The sequence below is a fragment of the Actinosynnema pretiosum genome (assembly GCF_024171695.1).
Taxonomy (GTDB): domain Bacteria; phylum Actinomycetota; class Actinomycetes; order Mycobacteriales; family Pseudonocardiaceae; genus Actinosynnema; species Actinosynnema pretiosum.
In genome coordinates this window covers 325517-343638 of sequence record NZ_JAMTCF010000007.1, presented here as the reverse complement: position 1 = coordinate 343638, position 18122 = coordinate 325517, and the positions used below count along the sequence as shown (strand labels likewise).

Below are 18122 nucleotides of genomic sequence, written 5' to 3'. Positions count from 1 at the left end.
GTCTCCTCCCCCGACCTGGCCAGCGCGCACGGCAAGAAGACCGGCGCGGTGCAGATGCGCGCCACGATCACCCGCGCCGAGCTGGTCGGCACGCTCGACACCGCCGAGATGCGGCTGCACGAGTCCACCGCCCGCGCCAGCGGCACCTCGGCGTCGGTCCCGTCCGGCTTCGACGTGAGCGCGGGCCTCGGCGGCGTGATCGGCCAGCCGGGCGTCCTCGCGGGCCAGGTCGGCGTGGTCGGCGGCTACTCGGCGAGCACCGCCGAGGGCGGCTCGGCGGGCCTGACCACCAGCAACCGCACCGGCGTGCAGCTCAAGGGCGACGTCGGCGTCTACAAGATCACGGCGGACGTGGAGGTGCGCGGCCCCAAGGGCACCGTCACCGTCCCCGTCACCACCTACCAGCGCATCGGCCTGGCCGAGGCGACGGCGCAGAACGTCGACGGCCAGTCCCCGAACTTCCCGGTGCCGGACGGCACCCCCGGCCGGATCAAGGAGGGCACCGCGGGCACCCGCCACGCGCCGCCCTACCTGGCGTCCGCGCTGGCTGCGGGCAACGCGAAGGTCGGCTCGTTCCCGGCGGCGGGCAAGGTGCTCGGCGACGTCGAGGCGATGCTCAAGGCCGACCCCGCCACCAAGGACCTGCTGCCCGAGTGGGGCAGCACCCCGCCGCCCGCGACCACCAAGTCGCGCAACCCGTTCAGCGGCTGGCGGGACCGCTCGCACGCGACCTCGCTCCAGCTGGCGAACCAGCGCGAGCTGGAGAAGCTGTCCCCGACCGCGCTCAAGTCCACCATGGACGGTCTGCTCGGCTCGGGCGTGACCGCCCAGCTCAAGAGCGAGACCGCGACCACGCGGACCTACACCAACATCACCGTGCGGGCCGTGCCGGTCGGCAACCCCGCGCACCTGGGGCAGATCGACAACCGCAACGTGCGGGCCTCGTCGGCGGTCGCGCCGAAGCTGGACAGCTCCAGCTCCACCTCGAAGGGGTGGAACGTGGGCGTCGAGGGCCGGATCAGCGCCCCGACGAAGGACGGCGGCCTCACGATCACCCCGATGCCGCAGGCCGGCGTGAAGTACAACCAGGCCACCGGGCACAAGAACGCCGCGGGCCCGACGGTCTCGAACACCTCGCTGAACGTGGGCAGCAAGAACGCCCAGCTGTTCCAGGGCGAGGTGCGGCTGGTCGTGGAGATCACCTCGATCGAGCGGCCCCGCACGTTCGCGCCGCACAGCAAGTCCGACCTGCCCGGCACGCGCGTGCCCGAGGTCAGGACGATCGCGACCAAGCAGTTCCCCGACACCCCGAACGCCACGCACCCGGTCGAGCTGTGGATCTCCGACAGCTCGACGATGACCGGCGACCCCAAGGGCTTCAAGCCCGGAACGCCGACCGTCCCCACGCCCATGGGCGGCAAGCCGACCGTCAAGGACCTGCTGGCCGATCACGGCGCATCGCGCGCGGACCGCAAGCCCACCCCGGCCAAGGCCGAGAAGGGCGACCCGATCGCGCCGAAGCTCCTGCACGTGGAGGCGTTCACCGGCGCCGAGCACGTGCGGGACATGGCCGTCGACGTGGTCAACCGCGCCTCGAAGGACGACAAGGCGCTGACCCTGCCCGGCACCCCGGCGCGCGCGCAGATCGACACGATGTTCTCCGCCGAGAACATCGAGGCCGCCCTGCCGAAGCTGCTGGAGTCCGGCATCCAGGAGCAGGGCCTCAAGTACGGCAGGCGGTTCACCGCCCGCTCCGGCTCCCTCGGCATGACGATGGGGCTGAGCAACCCGAAGCTGGTGTCGATCTCCGACCACTTCGGCGACGGCAACGGCAACGGCACCGAGAACGCGTCGACGGGCGGGGCGAAGGCCTCGGCCGAGTCGTCCAAGTCGAAGTCCGTGGACGCCACGGCGGGCGCCAACGTGGTGACCAGGAAGACCCCGACCGCGCCCGAGGGCGAGCCCGCGCCGGGCACCACGGCGGTGGGCGTCGGCCTCATGGGCAAGTACACCCCGTGGAGCGAGAAGAAGTCGTCGGCGGTCGAGGTGTCCGGCACGGTCGACCGCAACGTGGTCACGCCGGGGACGCAGCGCACCGTGCTGGTGCAGCTGGACGCGGACGTGTCCGTGGTGGCCGAGAGCCGCTCGGGCAACGCGCTGTACCACGGCGGCACGCCGAACGCGGCGGGCGCCACGACGAAGCTGCCCGGCGCGGTGTTCGTGCGCGTCACCGAGGCCGAGGCGCGCGAGATGGGCGTCCTGCCCAAGCTGCCCGAGCACGTCCCGGCCGAGGTCATGCCGGAGATGCGCCCGCCGAAGTCGATGACGACGGACGGGTCGAGCGCGCTGGGCCTGGGCACCGTGGAGAACGGCCCTGACCTGTCGGCCGAGGTGAACCAGCTGATCGATCAGCTGAACAAGGAGACCTCGCGGTTCGGCAGCTCCACGATGATCCCGGACACCGTCATGCGGGACCTGACGAACAACTTCCAGCGGCTCACCGACTTCACCTCGCCGACCAGCGTGCAGGCGCTGATCGACGGCGCGCTCGACGGCGGCGTCCCGCTGCTGCTGCACCAGCCGGGCACCTTCGGCAAGGACACCTACCAGGTGACGCTGAAGGCGAAGCCCGCGGGCGCGCCGAAGTTCGTGGAGGTGGTGAACGACGGCGTCGACGTCGAGCACACCGTCACGGGCGCGGTGAAGCAGACCACCGCCCTGACCAACAAGACCGGATGGTCGCTGAGCGCGCTCATCCCCGGCATCAACCAGCCGGGCACCGCGCGGCCGAACGCGCCGGGCACGGTGAACGGGGCGATCCCGATCGCCGTCACCGCGCACGTCGCCCACACCCAGGCGGTCGGCGTCAGCGACTCGAAGACCGAGCAGGAGGGCAACCTCCGCGCGGCCACCGGGCCCGCGGCCCGGTACGTGGTGCCGGTCGAGTTCGAGCTGGTGGTGGAGAAGGGCGCGAACGCCGATCCGGTCACCAGCGTCAAGAGCGGCCCGCAGGACATCTCCATGCGGCTGCACGCGGACAACCAGCGCGTCACCGCGCCGCCCGCGAAGGCCACCCCGAGCGCGGGGGCCGGGACGCCGCAGGTCCGCACGGCCGCCGACGCCCAGCCGGACGCGATCGCCCGCTGGCGGGGGGCGGACAACGGCAGCTGGGTCCCGCCGGGCGCGTCGGTCGAGAACTTCCGGGGCGCCGAGGCGGTGCGCGACGCCGCCGTGGAGGCGCTGACCAAGGCGGGCGCGGGCAAGGGCCTGACCGGCAAGGGCACCGGCTCGCTGAACGTGGTCCACAACGCGATCAGCTCCGAGGTGCTCCAGCCGGGCCTGCCCGGTGTGTTCCGCGACTCGCTGAACGTGCCGACCCTGCACGAGACCTCGGTGTTCGGCGGCAAGCACGCCGACGTGAAGGTCTACGCGCGGGTGGTCGAGCGGAGCCTGAACTCGCTCAGCGAGAGCGTGAACCTGGAGAACCCGAAGACGTCCACGTGGACGACGAACGCCGAGGCGAAGACGACCAACGGCGGCGACGCCGGGTTCGGCGTCGGCGGCGGCGCGCGGTTCAACGACACGGTCGCGAACAACACCGAACTGGGCAAGTTCGGCGGGCTCGACGTCAAGCACGCGACGGAGAGCGACGCCTCGCAGGGCGGCGGGCACGCGTCCGGCACCACCAACAACGTCAAGAACCCCGGCAACCTGACCGCGCTGGTCGACTACGACGTGGAGTACCGCGTCGTGGCGACCGTGGACGGCAAGACGTCCGTGGTGGACGTGACCGTGCCGGACTCGGTGTCGGTGCGGATGCTGGGCGTGGACGTGCCGCAGGTCCTCGGCGAGGGGATCGACCCGGCGCTGGCGGGCGCGCAGAGCAAGGTCAAGGCGGCGGCGGGCGAGTGGCGCACGGCCGAGCTGGCCGTCGAGAAGGCCAGGCACGACGCGCAGGACAAGATCAACGACGCGGCGCCGAAGATCGCCGAGCTGGCGAAGGCCCGCGACGGGGTGGACGTCCGGGGCGCGGTCGCCGAGCGCGACGCGGCGATCCGGGCGCAGGCCGAGGCGCACGCCGACGTGCCCGTCAAGCAGAAGGCCGTCGACGAGAACCAGGGGGCCGTCACCGACCTGGAGGCCGAGGTCGCGAAGGGCCCCGGTCTGGTCGAGGCCGCCGACGCGAAGGCCGGGACCGACGCGCGGGCCGCGCGCGAGGCGGCGGAGGCGACGGCGGCCAAGCAGGGCGAGCTGCGCGACGCGCAGGAGGCGCTGCGGGCCGCCGAGGTCGACATCGCGGCGAAGGCGACGGCGGCGCAGCACCCGGACAGCTCGGAGGCGTCCGTCATCGCGCTGAGCGAGGCGGTGCTGCGCAGGCCGGGCCTGCAGACCAGGGTCGACGAGCTGGGCGCCGAGGTCGAGGTGCTCCAGGGCAGGCAGACCGAGGCCGAGGGCGTCCGCGACACCAGTCAGGCCCAGGCCGACGCCGTCCGGCAGAAGCACCGGGACGACGTCGCGGCCCTGGAGACGGCTCAGCGGGACCTGGACACGGCGCGGACCGAGCTGGAGACCGCCGAGGGCCTCGCGGCCACGCGGGACTCCGAGGTCGAGACCGCCGCGAAGACCGCCGACGAGCGGGCGGCCCAGGTCGTGGCGAACGCGCTGAAGACCAACCTGCTGAAGGCGCAGATCGCCAAGGTCGAGGCCACCCTCGCCACCGAGCGCGCCAAGTCGGACGTCAAGCAGCTGGAGTGGTGGCAGGCCAAGCGGGACGTCGAGGCGAAGGTCGACGCGTACAACGACGCGCGCGCCACGCCGCCGACGACCGACGGCGGGACGCCGCCCGCTCCGCCCTCGGGCACGGCGGTGGAGACCCCGGTGCCGGTCCGCGAGTCGGAGGGCGTCGCCAAGGAGGACGCGGGCACCCCGAAGCCCACCGACCTCGGGTCCACCACGACCCGCGCCGAGGAGGGGTCGCCCCGCGCGGGCACCTCGAAGGAGCCGCACGGGAAGCCCCCCGTCTCCGCGGAGGAGCGGGCGATGGTGGAGACCGCCATCCGCGAGGCCGACCTGCGCGAGGCCACCCCCGGCGACACCAGGAGCGACGCCGAGCGCAGGGCCGATGAGATCGCGGCCAGCACCACCGACAAGGGCAAGGGCAAGGTCGACCCGGTCGCGCCCTCCGCCCCGCCGCGCGCGGGCAGGCCGGACCAGCCGGGCGCGACCCCGCCCGCCTCGGACCGCTCCGCCGACCACCGGTCCGGCCGCGAGCGCGCCTGGACCGGCGTCCCGCCCGAGGCGTCCTTCGACGTCGCCCCCGGCGGCAGGCTGGACGACGCGCAGCTCGCGAAGCTCGACGCGCTGGCCGCCGACCTGACCGAGAGCTCGGGCAAGCGCGCGGCCAACGGCTGGCTGCCGCCGGTCGTCGCCGTGGACGGCGCGCACGCCGCCGAGGTCGCGAGCAGGCTGCGCGACGGCGGCGTGGACGCCCAGGTGCTGCCTGGCGGGTCGAGGGACGGCGCGGACGTGCGGGTCGACTACGACCTGCGCCGCGCCGACGGCTGGACCCCGCCGCAGGTCCCGCGCACCGAGGTGGACCCGAGGGCCGCCCAGGTGAAGATCGACTTCCCGGACACCGAGAACGCGGCCTGGCCGACGTTCGCCAAGTCCGTGCTGGAGGACACCTCCTGGCGCAGCAGCACCGCCACGAGCGCGCCCTGGTTCGACGCGAAGGACCCGGCCACGCCCGAGCAGATCGCGCGCGGCAAGGCGACCGCGCCGATCACCTCGAAGATCCGGGGCGAGGACTCCGGCCTGATGGACAGCAGCCGGTGGGACGAGCAGGGCCTGGACGCCCGGCCGTGGCGCGCGCAGATCGCGTACGACACCCGGTCGTTCACCGTCGACGGCAAGCAGGTCCGGGACTTCGAGACCGTCATCTACCTGGACCCGTCCGGCCACCCGGCCGACGTGGTCGACGCGGTGAAGCAGCGGGCGGTCCAGGGTCTGAACAGCGTGTTCAACCACGGCAACCGGCTCCCCGGCGGCGAGCAGTTCCACGGCTCCGTGCGGTTCACCGACAACCCGGCCGACGCGCACAGCACGGTCAGGCTCGCCCCGGCGGGCACGCGGCCGAACCAGACCAGCTGGCCGGTCGACACCCCTCCCGGCGAGCTGGCGCACGAGATCGGCCACTTCTACGGGCTGCACGAGCAGTACCACACCAGCCGCGACGAGGACCCGAACGCCGAGAACCCGATCTTCAACCACCGCCCCGACGCGGCGCGGGTGCTCAAGTCCGTCGAGGACCTGCGGGCCGAGGGCGTCGTCGACGCGGAGACCAGGGGCGTCGACGGCCCGATGAACACCGGCCTGAACTCGCCGGGCGCGAAGGTCCTGCCGTCGAACCTGTGGCTGATCGAGAGCCGGATGACCGCGCTGCAGGGCGCGCCGGTCTGGACGCCGCCGGTCTCCGACGTGGCGCCGTCGCTGGACGCGCCCGCCCGCGTGGCGGACTCGTTCACCCGCGAGGTGTTCGCCGACCTGGACTCGCGCTTCCCGGCCGAGGCCACCCCGGCCGACCCGCGCAACTGGCTGGTCCCGCCGAACTACCACGACGGCGGCAAGTCGTTGTCCGCCAAGGAGCTGCGCGAGACCTACGGGATGCCCGAGGTCAACCAGCAGCGGTTCCAGCGCATGGCCGACCGGTTCGACCTGGTGTACGACGTGCGCCCGACGAACCCGACCGCCGCGCGCTGGCTGGCCGAGGGCGCGGTGCCCAAGCCGGTCGACGTCAAGGCCAAGACGATCACCCCGGTGGACGTGCCGCTGGGCGCGAAGGCCGAGCACGTGGGCCTGGTCGGCTTCTTCGAGCCGAAGCAGCCGGACGTGTCGGCGCTGAGCGCGACCGACGCGCAGGTCGTGCGCGACCGGTACGAGAGCAGGCTGGAGGAGTTCAAGCAGCTCGCCCCGGTCATGGCCAAGCACGCCGAGAACGGGAAGTTCACGGTGTCCCCGGACGGCGTCGTGCAGCAGGTGACGCCGGACGGCCCGAAGCACATCACCGGCGACCACGACGTGTACAACGTGCGCCGCCCGGACACCGGCGAGCAGCTGACCGCGTACGCGTACGACCTCGACGTGTACCGGTTGACCCACAACGACATGGGCGTCCAGCACGGCGCGCACATGTACTGGGAGCCGACCGACGCGTTCGGCCGGAAGATCTTCAGCGACATCGTGACGCGGCACCAGGGCGTCGAGCCGCTGATCCGGTTCGCGCCGGGGCAGCCGCCGGTGCTGGTGAACGCCGACCCGATCGCGCGCACCGCGACCGGGGTCGTGCCGGACGTGGAGATCACCCCGGCGCGGCGGGACAGCCTGGCCCAGGACGCCGAGTCCGCCGTCGCGGCGGTGCTCGACGCGGACGCCACCCGGCGGCCGAGCCTGGTCAACCAGGCGCCGGACTTCCCGAGGACGCGGCTCGACGCGTTCCGGAACTTCCTGTCCGCCCGCGAGGCGCACGCCGAGGCGGTGCGCACCGCCGAGCAGGCGTACGCGGACTTCGTCGCGGAGGGCTTCCAGCACCGCGAGCGGCTCGGCGCGGCGTGGGACAGCGCCGCGGTGACCTCGGTGGCGCGCGACCGCGCGGCGGCCGACCTGCGCGAGTGGGGCAACGACCCGGTGCGGACGCTGGAGGTCCTGGCGGCCACCACGCCCGAGGGCACCCCGCTGCCCAGCCGCAGGCCGTCGGAGACGCCCAGCCGGATCGCCCAGGAGTGGGCGGACTGGCGCGCGCCGGTCGACCAGGGCGGCGCCCGCACCCCCGGTTCGGCGCACTCGCCGGGCGCGCTGACCCCGGACACGGCCAGCGTCGCCGAGACCGTCGACTCGCAGGGCACCATCGACTCGGCGAGCACGGTCGACTCGCTCGGCTCGGACCGCTCGGACCGCTCGGACGCCACCGCGCAGCCCGCCACCCCGGTGGGCGGGACCCGCTCCAACCCGGAGCCGGTCGCGCCGAACGCCCCGTGGAAGCGCAGGCCCGCGGCCCCGGTGATCCCGCTGGTGCCGATGCCGCCCGCGAGCACCGGCCAGGTGCTCACCGGCCGCGACCTGCCCGCGTTCGTGCAGTCCAACGAGGCGCTGGGCTCGATCGTCGCCGGTGACGTGCGCGGCGCGGCCGACGTGGTCACCTCGCTGGGCAACGTCCGGCCGCAGGACGTCGAGGCGGTCACCAGGACGCTGGAGACCGAGTTCGAGACCTTCCTCAAGGGCGGTCGGAACTTCCAGGTCCAGATCGACGGCAAGTGGCACGAGGCGAACGTGCGGGCGCACCTGCGCCCGGCCGAGGCCCCGGCCGCGCTGCCGGTGACCGACCCGGACGCCGACGCGACCGCCGTGAAGCCGGAGGACGAGGGGAAGCCGAAGGAGACCGAGCACAAGGTCGACGTCGCCAACCAGTCCGGCCAGTCCGCGTCCACCACCAACGCGCTGACCACCGCGAACGACATCAGCGGCGGCGTGACGATGGGCGTGCTCGCCGGGCCGTACGGCTCGGTGGCGGGCAAGGCGCAGCTGGCGACGCCCGCCGTGACGCAGGGCTTCTCGGTGTCCACCGCCGACCAGCGCTCGGTGCGCTCCGGCGAGCAGGCGCAGGCCGTGCGCGCCGAGGTCGAGTACACCGTCACGCTCACCGACGCGTCGGGCAACATCTCCTCGCCGCCGTCCGTCGAGGGCAGCGTCGAGCTGATGGTGCCCGAGGACCTCGGGCTGCTCGCCTCGTCCGGCAAGACCGCGCCGCGCGTGGCGCTGACCGACCCGGACGTGGGCGCGAAGCTCGACCACCTGGTGGCCGAGGCCATCACGGGCGTGGACGCGAAGCGGGCGTTCGGCGACGTGGCGGCCAAGCTGCACCCGTCGATCACCAAGATCGGCTCGCCGGGCCGGACCGCGCTGCAGGACTTCCTGAGCGCGGGCTCGATCCGCTCCCACCTCGGCCCGATGCTGAACGGCTGGGTGACCTCGCCCGACCTGGTCAGCCCGGACGGCAGCACGGGCGGCGCGGTGCAGATGACCGCTCGCCTGCGCAGCGCCGAGCTGGTGGGGACCAACGACACGGCCTCGCTGCGGGTGCAGGAGACCACGACGACGGGCAACAGCCTGTCGGCGACCACCAAGGCGGGCTTCGACGCGACGGCGGGCCTCGGCGGGATCATCGGCCAGCCGGGCACGCTCACCGGTCAGGTCGGCGTCACCGGCACCTACTCGGCGCGCACCGCCGAGGGCTCGTCGGCGGGCGTCAGCGCGATGAACCGGGGCGGCCTGACCGTCAAGGGCGAGATCGGCCTGTACCAGGTCGAGGTGGACGTCGAGGTCCGCACGCCCAGCGGCGAGAACGTCGTCGTGCCGGTGACCGCGCACGTGCGGATGGGCCTGCCCGAGGCCGCCGCGCAGGGCCTGCCCACGCCGGGCGACACCCCGCCCGCGCTGGTCAAGCCGGACACGGCGGGCACCAGGCACGCGCCGCCGTACCTGGCGGACGCGCTGGCGGCCGGTGACGGCCGGGTCGGCTCGTTCACCGCCGCCAACCAGGTGCAGCCGCAGGTCGAGCAGGTCCTGCGGGACCTGCCGGGCTTCGCGAAGTTCCTGCCCGACTGGAACTCCGACTCGACCAGGCCGGGCGACCGCAAGGCGCACCGGTACGAGGACACCGCGCTGCGCCTGGACAACCAGCGCAAGCTCGCCCAGCTGTCGCCGACCGCGCTGCGCAGCAGCATGGACAGCCTGGTGGGGCCGGGCGTGCAGGTGCAGCTCAAGCACCAGAGCAAGACCACCGACACCTACGTCAACATCGAGGTGCGGGCCAAGGTCTCCAACACCGCGCACCTCGGCGAGGCGGCCGACCGGAACGTGCGGGCGGCCAACAGCACCAGCCCGAAGCTGGACAGCTCGACGTCGACGACGAAGGGCTTCAGCGCGGGGCTGGAGGGCCGGGTGAACGCGCCCTGGAAGGGCACGACGGCCATGGTCACCCCGACCCCGCAGGCCGGGATCAGGGGCACCTACAGCAAGACGGACAAGAACAGCGCCGGTCCCGCCGTCACCAGCTCGTCCACGGCGGGCGGCTCGCCCGACGCGCACCTGTTCGAGTCGGACGTGGAGTTCGAGATCGTGGTCTCGACCTTCACCCGGCCGAGGTCGTGGGTGCGGCGGGTGACGCCGGGCTCGCCGTTCCTGCAGGTGCCGGAGCCGAAGGTGGTCGCGCGCACCGGGACGGCGACGCCGCCCCCGGCCGCGCCGAACGCGACCGCGCCGAACGCAGCCGCGCCGAACGCGGCTGCGGGCACGACCACCGGCACGGCGCCGAACGCGACCGCCACGCCTGCCGCGACCCCGGCCACCGCGCAGCCCGCCACGTCGACCGCAGCCCCGGCGGCCACCCCGGCCGCGACGCCCGCCGCCTCCCGGCCGGGCGCCGCGCCGAAGGTGCTCACGCCGATCACGGGCAAGGTCACCACGTGGCTGCCCGACGGCGTCGTGATGAAGTCCGACCCGAAGGGCTTCACCCCCGGCCCCGTCGCGCCGAAGGCGATGGCCGAGCCGCCGTCGATCGGCGAGCTGGTCGGCCGCGCGGCGCAGGAGCGCGCCGAGGCGCCGGAGCTGCTCAGGGTCGAGGCGTTCACCGGCGCCAAGGACCTGCGCGACGAGGCGATCAAGGTCATCGACCGGGCCGCGAACGGCGACACCGCGCTCACCCAGCCAGGCACCGCCTCGCGGGCCCAGCTCGACCGGCTGTTCGCGCCGGAGAACCTGAAGGCCAACCTGCAGAAGCTCGTCGAGCAGGGCGTGCAGGAGCCCGCGCTGCGCTACGACCGGCGGATCACCGACCGGACCGGCGCGCTCGGCATGACCGTGAAGCTGGGCAAGCCGAAGCTGGTGTCGATCTCCGACACCACCCCGGCCGACCTGAGCGTCAGCGGCGGCTACAAGGCCGGCTACACCAGCAGCACGGCGAAGTCGGTGGACCTGACGGCGGGCATCGCGGTCTCCGCGCGCCCGGCGCCGGTCTCCGCTCCCCCCGGCACCGCCGCCCCGGTCTCGGGCCTCGCGGGTCCGGCCGTCACCGGCCGGTACACCGTCTGGGGCAAGTCCGAGACGCAGGGCTCGGAGCTGGCGGGCAACGTCGACCGCACCACCTCGCACCCGGACAGCGCGCGCACCGTGCTCGTGCAGTTCGACGCCGACGTGGCGCTGGTCGCCGAGAGCCAGAAGGCCAACGTGATCGCGGACGGGCGGCTGCGCACGGCGGGCGTCGACGTCTCGCTGCCCGGCGCGGTGTTCGCCAGGGTCACCGAGGCCGAGGCGCGCAAGCTGGGCGTGCTGCCCGAGCCCACCACGCGCGACCTGCCCACCGTGGACCGGCACCTCGCGCCGCCGAGGACGCTGGCCGCCGGTGAGCCGGGCGCGCTGGGCCTGAGCACGCTGGAGACCCCGCCGGACCTGTCCGCCGAGGTGAAGGCGCTCGTCGACGCGGTCAACGCGAAGACCGGCAGGTTCGTCGGCGACGCGCTCGTGCCGGACTCGGTGCTGCGCGACTCGATGAACAACCTCCAGCGCCTCGCCGACTTCACCTCGCCGACGAGCGTGAAGGCGCTCATCGACGGCGCGCTCGACGGCGGCGTGCCGCTGCTGCTGCACCAGCCGGGCGTGTTCGGCAAGGACACCTACCAGGTGACGCTGAAGGCGAAGGCGGGCACGCCGAAGTTCGTCGACGTGGTCAACGACGGCGTCGGCATCGACCACTCGGTCGGCGGCTCCAGCAAGACCTCGTCCGGCTTCGGCCGGGACAGCGGGTGGGGCGTCGGCGTGCGCACCAACGGCACCGTGATCCCCGGCAGCGCGCACCCGACGGTGTCCGGCAACACGGGCGCGTTCGTCTCGGCGAACATCGGGCAGTCCAAGAGCACCTCGGTCAACACCTCGCTGACCACCCAGTTCAGCGCCTCGCACAGCGGCGGCGGACCGGCGGCGCGCTACGACGTGCCGGTCGAGTTCGAGCTGGTCGTGGAGAAGGGCGACCAGGTCGTCGCGACCGCCGCCGGGCAGCCGCAGGACCTCAGGCTGCGGGCGTTCGCGGACAACCAGCGGATCGCGGGCGGTCCGGCCGCCGCGCCGTACTCGTCGACCACGACCAAGCGCCCGGCGAGCCAGGGCGCGGCGGACGCGGTCGCGGCGTGGCAGAAGGAGGGCGGCGCGGTCGCGCTGCCGCCGACCGCCACGGTCGAGAGCCTGCGGGGCGCGCGGGACCTGCGCGAGGCGGCGCTGACCGCGCTGCGGGACGCGGGCGCCAAGGACGGCATCACCGGCAAGGGCACCGGCACGCTGAACACGCTGCACTCCGCGCTGGCCTCGGAGACCCTGCAGCCGCACCTGCCCGGCATGACCGGCGGGGCGCTGGAGGTCCCGGCGCTGCACGAGGCGGCGCTGCTGCTGAGCCAGCACGCGGACGTGAAGGTCTACGCGCGGGTCGTCAACCCGACCCTGGGCAGCGTCAGCGACGGCGTGGGCATGGGCGGCTCGAAGGGGCAGGCGTACGCCAGCACCGGGGACGCGAAGGTCGCGATGGCGGCCGACGTGTCGGTCGGGGCGGCGGCGGGCACCGTGCTGATCAAGCAGGGGGCCGATCGCGGCGACACGATGAACCCGTCGTTCAGCGGCGTCGAGGTGAAGCGGTCCGCCGAGGACTCGCAGGCGCTGTCCGGCGGCCCGACCGACACCAGGACCGCCGACCGCAAGCCGCAGGGCACGTCCGGCCTGGTGGACCTCGACGTGGAGTACCGCGTCGTGGCCACCGTGGACGGGCGCACGTCCGTGGTGGACCTGTCGGTGCCGGGGTCGGCGTCGCTGCGGGTGCCCGCGGCCGAGGCCGAGGTGCTGCTGGGCCAGCGGTTCGGCGACGGGCTGGACAGCGCGCAGGCCGAGGTCAAGAAGGCCGACGAGGCGTGGCGCGAGGCCGAGAAGGCGGTCGAGAAGGCCAGGCACGACGCGCAGGACAAGATCAACGAGGCGGCTCCGGTGCTGGCGGAGGCCCGCGCCGACCAGGAGGCCGCGCGGATCAGGCAGGTCGGCGCAGGGACGCGGCTGCGGAACGAGGGCGCGGTGCTCTCGCGGGTCGAGCAGGCCGAGGCGGACGTGCGGGCCGTGCGGGACGCCGAGGCCGAGCGGGTGGCCGGGCTGCGAGAGCGGGCGGAGTCCGAGCGGGCGCTGGCCGTCGAGGCGGCGGGCGCGCGGGCGCGGGCCGAGGCCGAGCTGGTCGAGGCGAACCGGTCGCTGGCGGACCTCGGCCACGCGGCCGACCTGTCCAGGCCTGCGGGCGAGGTGGTCGCGCGGCTGCGCGGCACCCTGGACGTCGTCGGGCCGACCCCCGAGCGGACCGGCGCGGCAGTGGATGCCGCGCGGGCGCGTGGCGAGGACGTGTCGGCCCTGGAGGCCGCGCACGCCCTGGCGGAGCGCCGGGTGCGGCTCGTGGAGGCGGCGCTGGACCGCGCCGAGGCCGCGCAGCGGGCGGAGCGGGAGGCCCGCGCCGCCGGGGACCGGGCGGAGGTCGCCGAGATCGCGCTGGCCGAGGGTCGCGGGGTGCTGGACGCGCGGTCCGACGCACTGGCAGAGGCCGAGCGGGCGACCGCCGAGCGCCGGGAGGCGATCACGCGCGTCGAGGAGCAGCGGGACGCCGAGGGCGCCGCGATGGTGGCCCAGCTGGCGAAGCAGGTCGCGCAGCAGGCCCTGATCCGCGAGGTCGAGGCCGAGCTGCACGAGAAGCGGGCCGAGGCCGCGCTGAAGCGCGACGAGTGGTGGGCGGCGAAGGTCGCGGTGGAGCAGCAGGTGGACGCGTACAACGCCGCCCGCACCGCCCCCGTGGCCCCGGCCCTGCCGCCGACCGCGACGACCGCGCCCACCCCGCCGAACGGCGGCACGCCGCCGGGCGACGGGACCACGGGCGGCGGGACCACGGGCGACCGGGCGACCGGCGACGGGACCCCGGCGGTCGTGACGGCGGAGCCGAACGGGACGGTGGTTACCAACGGCACTGCGGCTACCAATGGGGCGGCGGTTACCACTGGGGCAGCGGTTACCACTGGGGCAGCGGTCACCACTGGGGCAGCGGTCACCACTGGGGCAGCGGTCACCAACGGCACCGCGGCTACCAACGGGGCAGCGGTCACCAACGGAACGCCTGCCACCAACGGGATGGCGACCACCAATGGCACGCCCGCTTCCAACGGGACGCCCGTCTCCAACGGCGCGGTGGTGTCCGACGGCGCGGCGGTGTCCAACGGCGCGGCGGTGTCCAACGGGACGCTGACGCCCGCCCCGCAGGTGTCCAACGGCGAGATCCCGAGCACCGCGCTGACGGCCGACGTCACGCCGGTGAGCGGTCCGCTCACCCCGGTGGCCGCCGAGCCCCTGGCCCAGCCCCAGGCGGAGCGCTCCCCGAGCGCCGAGCGCGCGGCGACGGGCTTCACCCCGATGGCGACCATCCGGGAGGAGTTCGACACCGAGTTCGCCGAGTTCGAGACCACCCACGCGGGCACCACGCAGGTGGAGACTCGCGAAGCGGCTGTCACCAGCGAGGTCGCCGCCACCAGCGAGGTGAGCGCCGATCTTCGCGAGGGCGACGGCCTCGACGCGGCGAACCAGCTGCCCGAGCGGTCGTTCGCGGTCGAGCCCGATGGCGGCTTCGACCCGGCGCGGGTGACCGCGCTGGCGGCCGACCTGCGGGAGACCAACGCCGTGCGCGAGCGGCAGGGGTACGAGCCGGTCGCGGTCACCGTGTCCGGGGCGCAGGCGGCCGACGTGGCCGACGCGCTGGCGCTGCACGGGATTCGGGTCACCGGGGTCGGGGGTGGCCGCGCGAACGGCACCGACGTGCACGTCGACTGGGAGTTGAGCGACGCGGTGTCCACCCCGGACCCGGTCGTCGCGGACACGACCACCCCGGACGCAGTTTCCACGGACCCGGTTGCCACGGACGCGGTTGTCGCGGACGCGGTTGCCACGGACGCGGCCGTCGTCGAACCGGCCGTCGTCGAACCGGCGACCACCGAACCTGCGACCACCGAACCGGCGACCACCGGGCCCACCGACGCCGAACCGGCCGTCGAGGGCGCGACCGTCGCGAGCTCGGTCGTCGAGGACTCGGGCGTCGAGACCGCCGCCGACGACCGGGCGACCGGCGCCCCGGCCACCGAGACCCCCTCGGCGGTCGACCCGGCCGCCGAGACGCCCGCGGTCGCGCCGGTCGCGGTCCCGCGCGGGCCGGTGGAACCGTTCACCGCGCCGCGCAGCCCCCGGTTGTCCCCGTCCGCGTTCGGCTCGCTGAACCTGCTCCCGCCGTCCTGGGCGGACCAGCAGGCCCTCTCCGACCCGATGGACCTCGACACCACGCCCGCCAGCCCGGTCAAGGACCAGGCCGACCCCGACGCGATGGACGTCGACCCCGCCCCGACCGCCGCCGAGCGGAAGGCCGAGCGCAACCGGGCCGCCGTCGCGCTCGCCGCCCAGCTCAACGCCGAGCAGGTCGCCGAGCAGGCCGCGCTGGAGCAGCGGCTCACCGCCGAGGCGGCCACGGCGGTCGCCGAGCTGGACGCCAGGCTCGCCCAGCAGCGGGGCGCCGCCCTCGCCGAGCTGGACGCCAGGCACGCCAACGAGATCCGGCAGGCCGAGCAGGCGGTGCTCGCGGGGCAGCAGCAGGAGCTGGCCAACGCGGTCGCCGCGTTCACCGCCCGCCAGTCCGCCGACTACCAGCGGGCGAGCCAGGAGCTGGGCAACCGGCAGCAGGCCCACCGCCAGCAGGCCGCCGCCGAGCTGGGGCGTCACCAGCAGGACGACGCGCAGCGGGCCCGGATGTGGATCCAGCAGCAGGTCACGCAGGCGCCTCCGGGGATGTTCGACCCGAACCGGGCGTGGAACGACGTGATGCAGCGCCACACCATGGAGCGGCAGCAGCTCGAGCAGCGGTTGAACGCCGAGCAGCACGCCGAGCGCCAGGAGGCCGAGCGGCAGGTGCTGGTGGGCCAGGCCGGTGAGCGGCAGCGGTTCGAGCAGGACACGCAGCAGGCGCAGGAGGCGCACCGGCAGCGGCTCGGCCAGGAGATCCAGGCCAGGCACGCCGCCGAGCGCGCCCAGGCCGAGCAGACCGCCGACCACGCGTCGGCGGACGAGCGCAAGCTCCTGCAGGACACCCGGGCCGCCGAGCACAAGGCGGCGAGGGACGCGCTCAAGAACGACCTGAACGCGCGGCACGAGCCGAGGCACCAGGCCGAGCTGGCCAAGTGGCTGCCGAAGAACGTGGTGCACATGGGCGCGTTCCCCGACCCGGTCGCGGCGCGCGCCTGGGCCGACCAGAACGTGCCCGGCCTGGCGGTGGTGAACCGGGACCCGTACGACGCGGGCACCCCCGGCCACAACTACAACTGCACCCGCTGCGTGGTGGCCGTGGACAAGACCCTGCGCGGCGTGCCGACGTCGGCGACGCCGCTGTCGGCGTCGACCCTGGACCCGTACGTGCAGCGGCACGCGGGCGCCGAGCTGGTGACCGTGGAGAGCTTCCACGACCTGATCGACTACCTGGAGGGCGGGGAGGGCAGGCACATCACGGTCGCGGTCAGCCGGTACGACGGCACCGGGCACGTGACGAACGCCTGGAACGCGGGTGGTTCGATCGTCATGTACGACGGGCAGAGCCACCGGCCGGGCCGGATCGACCGGGACGCGAGGCTGATCCAGTACATCCCGCTGCCGGACCTGCCGGTCCAGGGCGGCCAGAGCGCGACGGGGCAGGCGTGACAGAGGTGCGGAGCACGGCCGAGCGGTGGCTCGACCACGTGTACGGCGGCGCGGTGGCGCCAGCGGGCGACGCCCTGCTGGTGACACCCGCCTACACCGTGTTCGGGTGCCGCTACACCGGCTCGGACGAGCCGATGCTGGCCGCCGCGCTGGCGGTGCCCAACGACGGCGGGCAGCCGTTCCCGCTGCCGAACGACGACCCGTTCTCGGTGCTGGACCTGGTCGACGGGCAGCCGGTGGCGCGCGCGCTGACCGACCCGGCGGACTGGGTGTGGCGGCTCAACGCGCGCGGCGCGGTGGTGGCGGTGGACGCGCTGGTGGACCGCAGGCCCGCGTCGGTGGTGCCGTGGCGGCCGGAGCACGAGCTGCCCGGCTGGTGGGACCGGTTGCGCGCCTGGCACTTCCCGCACGCGGAGGTGTCGGCGGTCCCGGACTGGGAGAGCGCCATGGCCGCGCTGCGCGAGGGCGGCGAGGACACCAGGGGCGTGCTGTGGGTGCGCCGGGAGCTGGCGGGCGTCGAGGTGACCGGGCACCTGCTGTACGCGCACCACGGGCCGGACGGCGTGGTGGTGCTGGACGGGATGCGCGGCGGCCCGGCGGACCTGGAGGTGGTGGCGGTCAAGGAGCTGGTGCTGGCCCGCTTCCACCGCCCGCGCCCGCCGGTGGAGCTGCTGGGGTTCGAGGCGGCGGTGCGGCGCGCCGAGGAGCACCTGGCGCGGACGTACGGCGAGGGCGAGGTCGTGCTGGTGGACCCGTCGCCGGAGGACGAGCTGAGCCGGGGCTGGTTGTTCGCCTGCACGACGGCCGCCTACCGGGACAGCGACGACCTGCGGTACCAGATGCTGGACGCCGCGCTGGTGGTCCCGAAGGAGTCGGACCGGATGCCGTTCGCGCTGCCGAACGCGGACCCGTGGCCGTGGCTGGAGCGCTGGGACGCCGGTGACGCGGCGGGCCTGGACGCGCCGCCCGCGCCGCCCGCGCCGTCGCACGCGGCCTGGATCGGGCACACGGCGGCGGAGCTGGGCCAGGTGACCGGGGTGAGCACGCACCTGGGCTGGGCCGGGGTGTTCGGCGAGTTCGCGGGCATGGAGGTCGGGCGGACCGCGCTGGTGTGGGTGCGCCGCCGGGACCGGCGCGGCCGGGAGACGGTGGGGCACCTGCTGAACGGGCGGCGCGCGGAGGGCGGGGTGCAGCTCGCGGACGGGACGCGGTCGGAGCGGCCGGTGCTGACGGACGAGGGGTTGCTGGGGCTCCACGTGATCCACTACCGCTAG

2 protein-coding genes (1 of these 2 cut by a window edge) are annotated in these 18122 nt (G+C 74.6%); both read left to right on the top strand.

All coding sequences use genetic code 11. From position 1 onward, the window contains the following. Positions 1 to 16848, top strand: the 3' portion of a protein-coding gene (locus tag LV78_RS17010; RefSeq protein ID WP_253846209.1) for a toxin glutamine deamidase domain-containing protein. The gene continues 14385 nt to the left of window position 1, outside the view; only the last 16848 of its 31233 coding nucleotides appear in the window; its start codon lies beyond the left edge, outside the window; its stop codon occupies positions 16846 to 16848. Next, a complete protein-coding gene (locus LV78_RS17005; protein ID WP_253846208.1) occupies positions 16845 to 18122 on the top strand; it encodes a YrhB domain-containing protein in 1278 nt (425 codons plus the stop codon). Before LV78_RS17010 ends, LV78_RS17005 begins: the two co-directional genes overlap by 4 nt.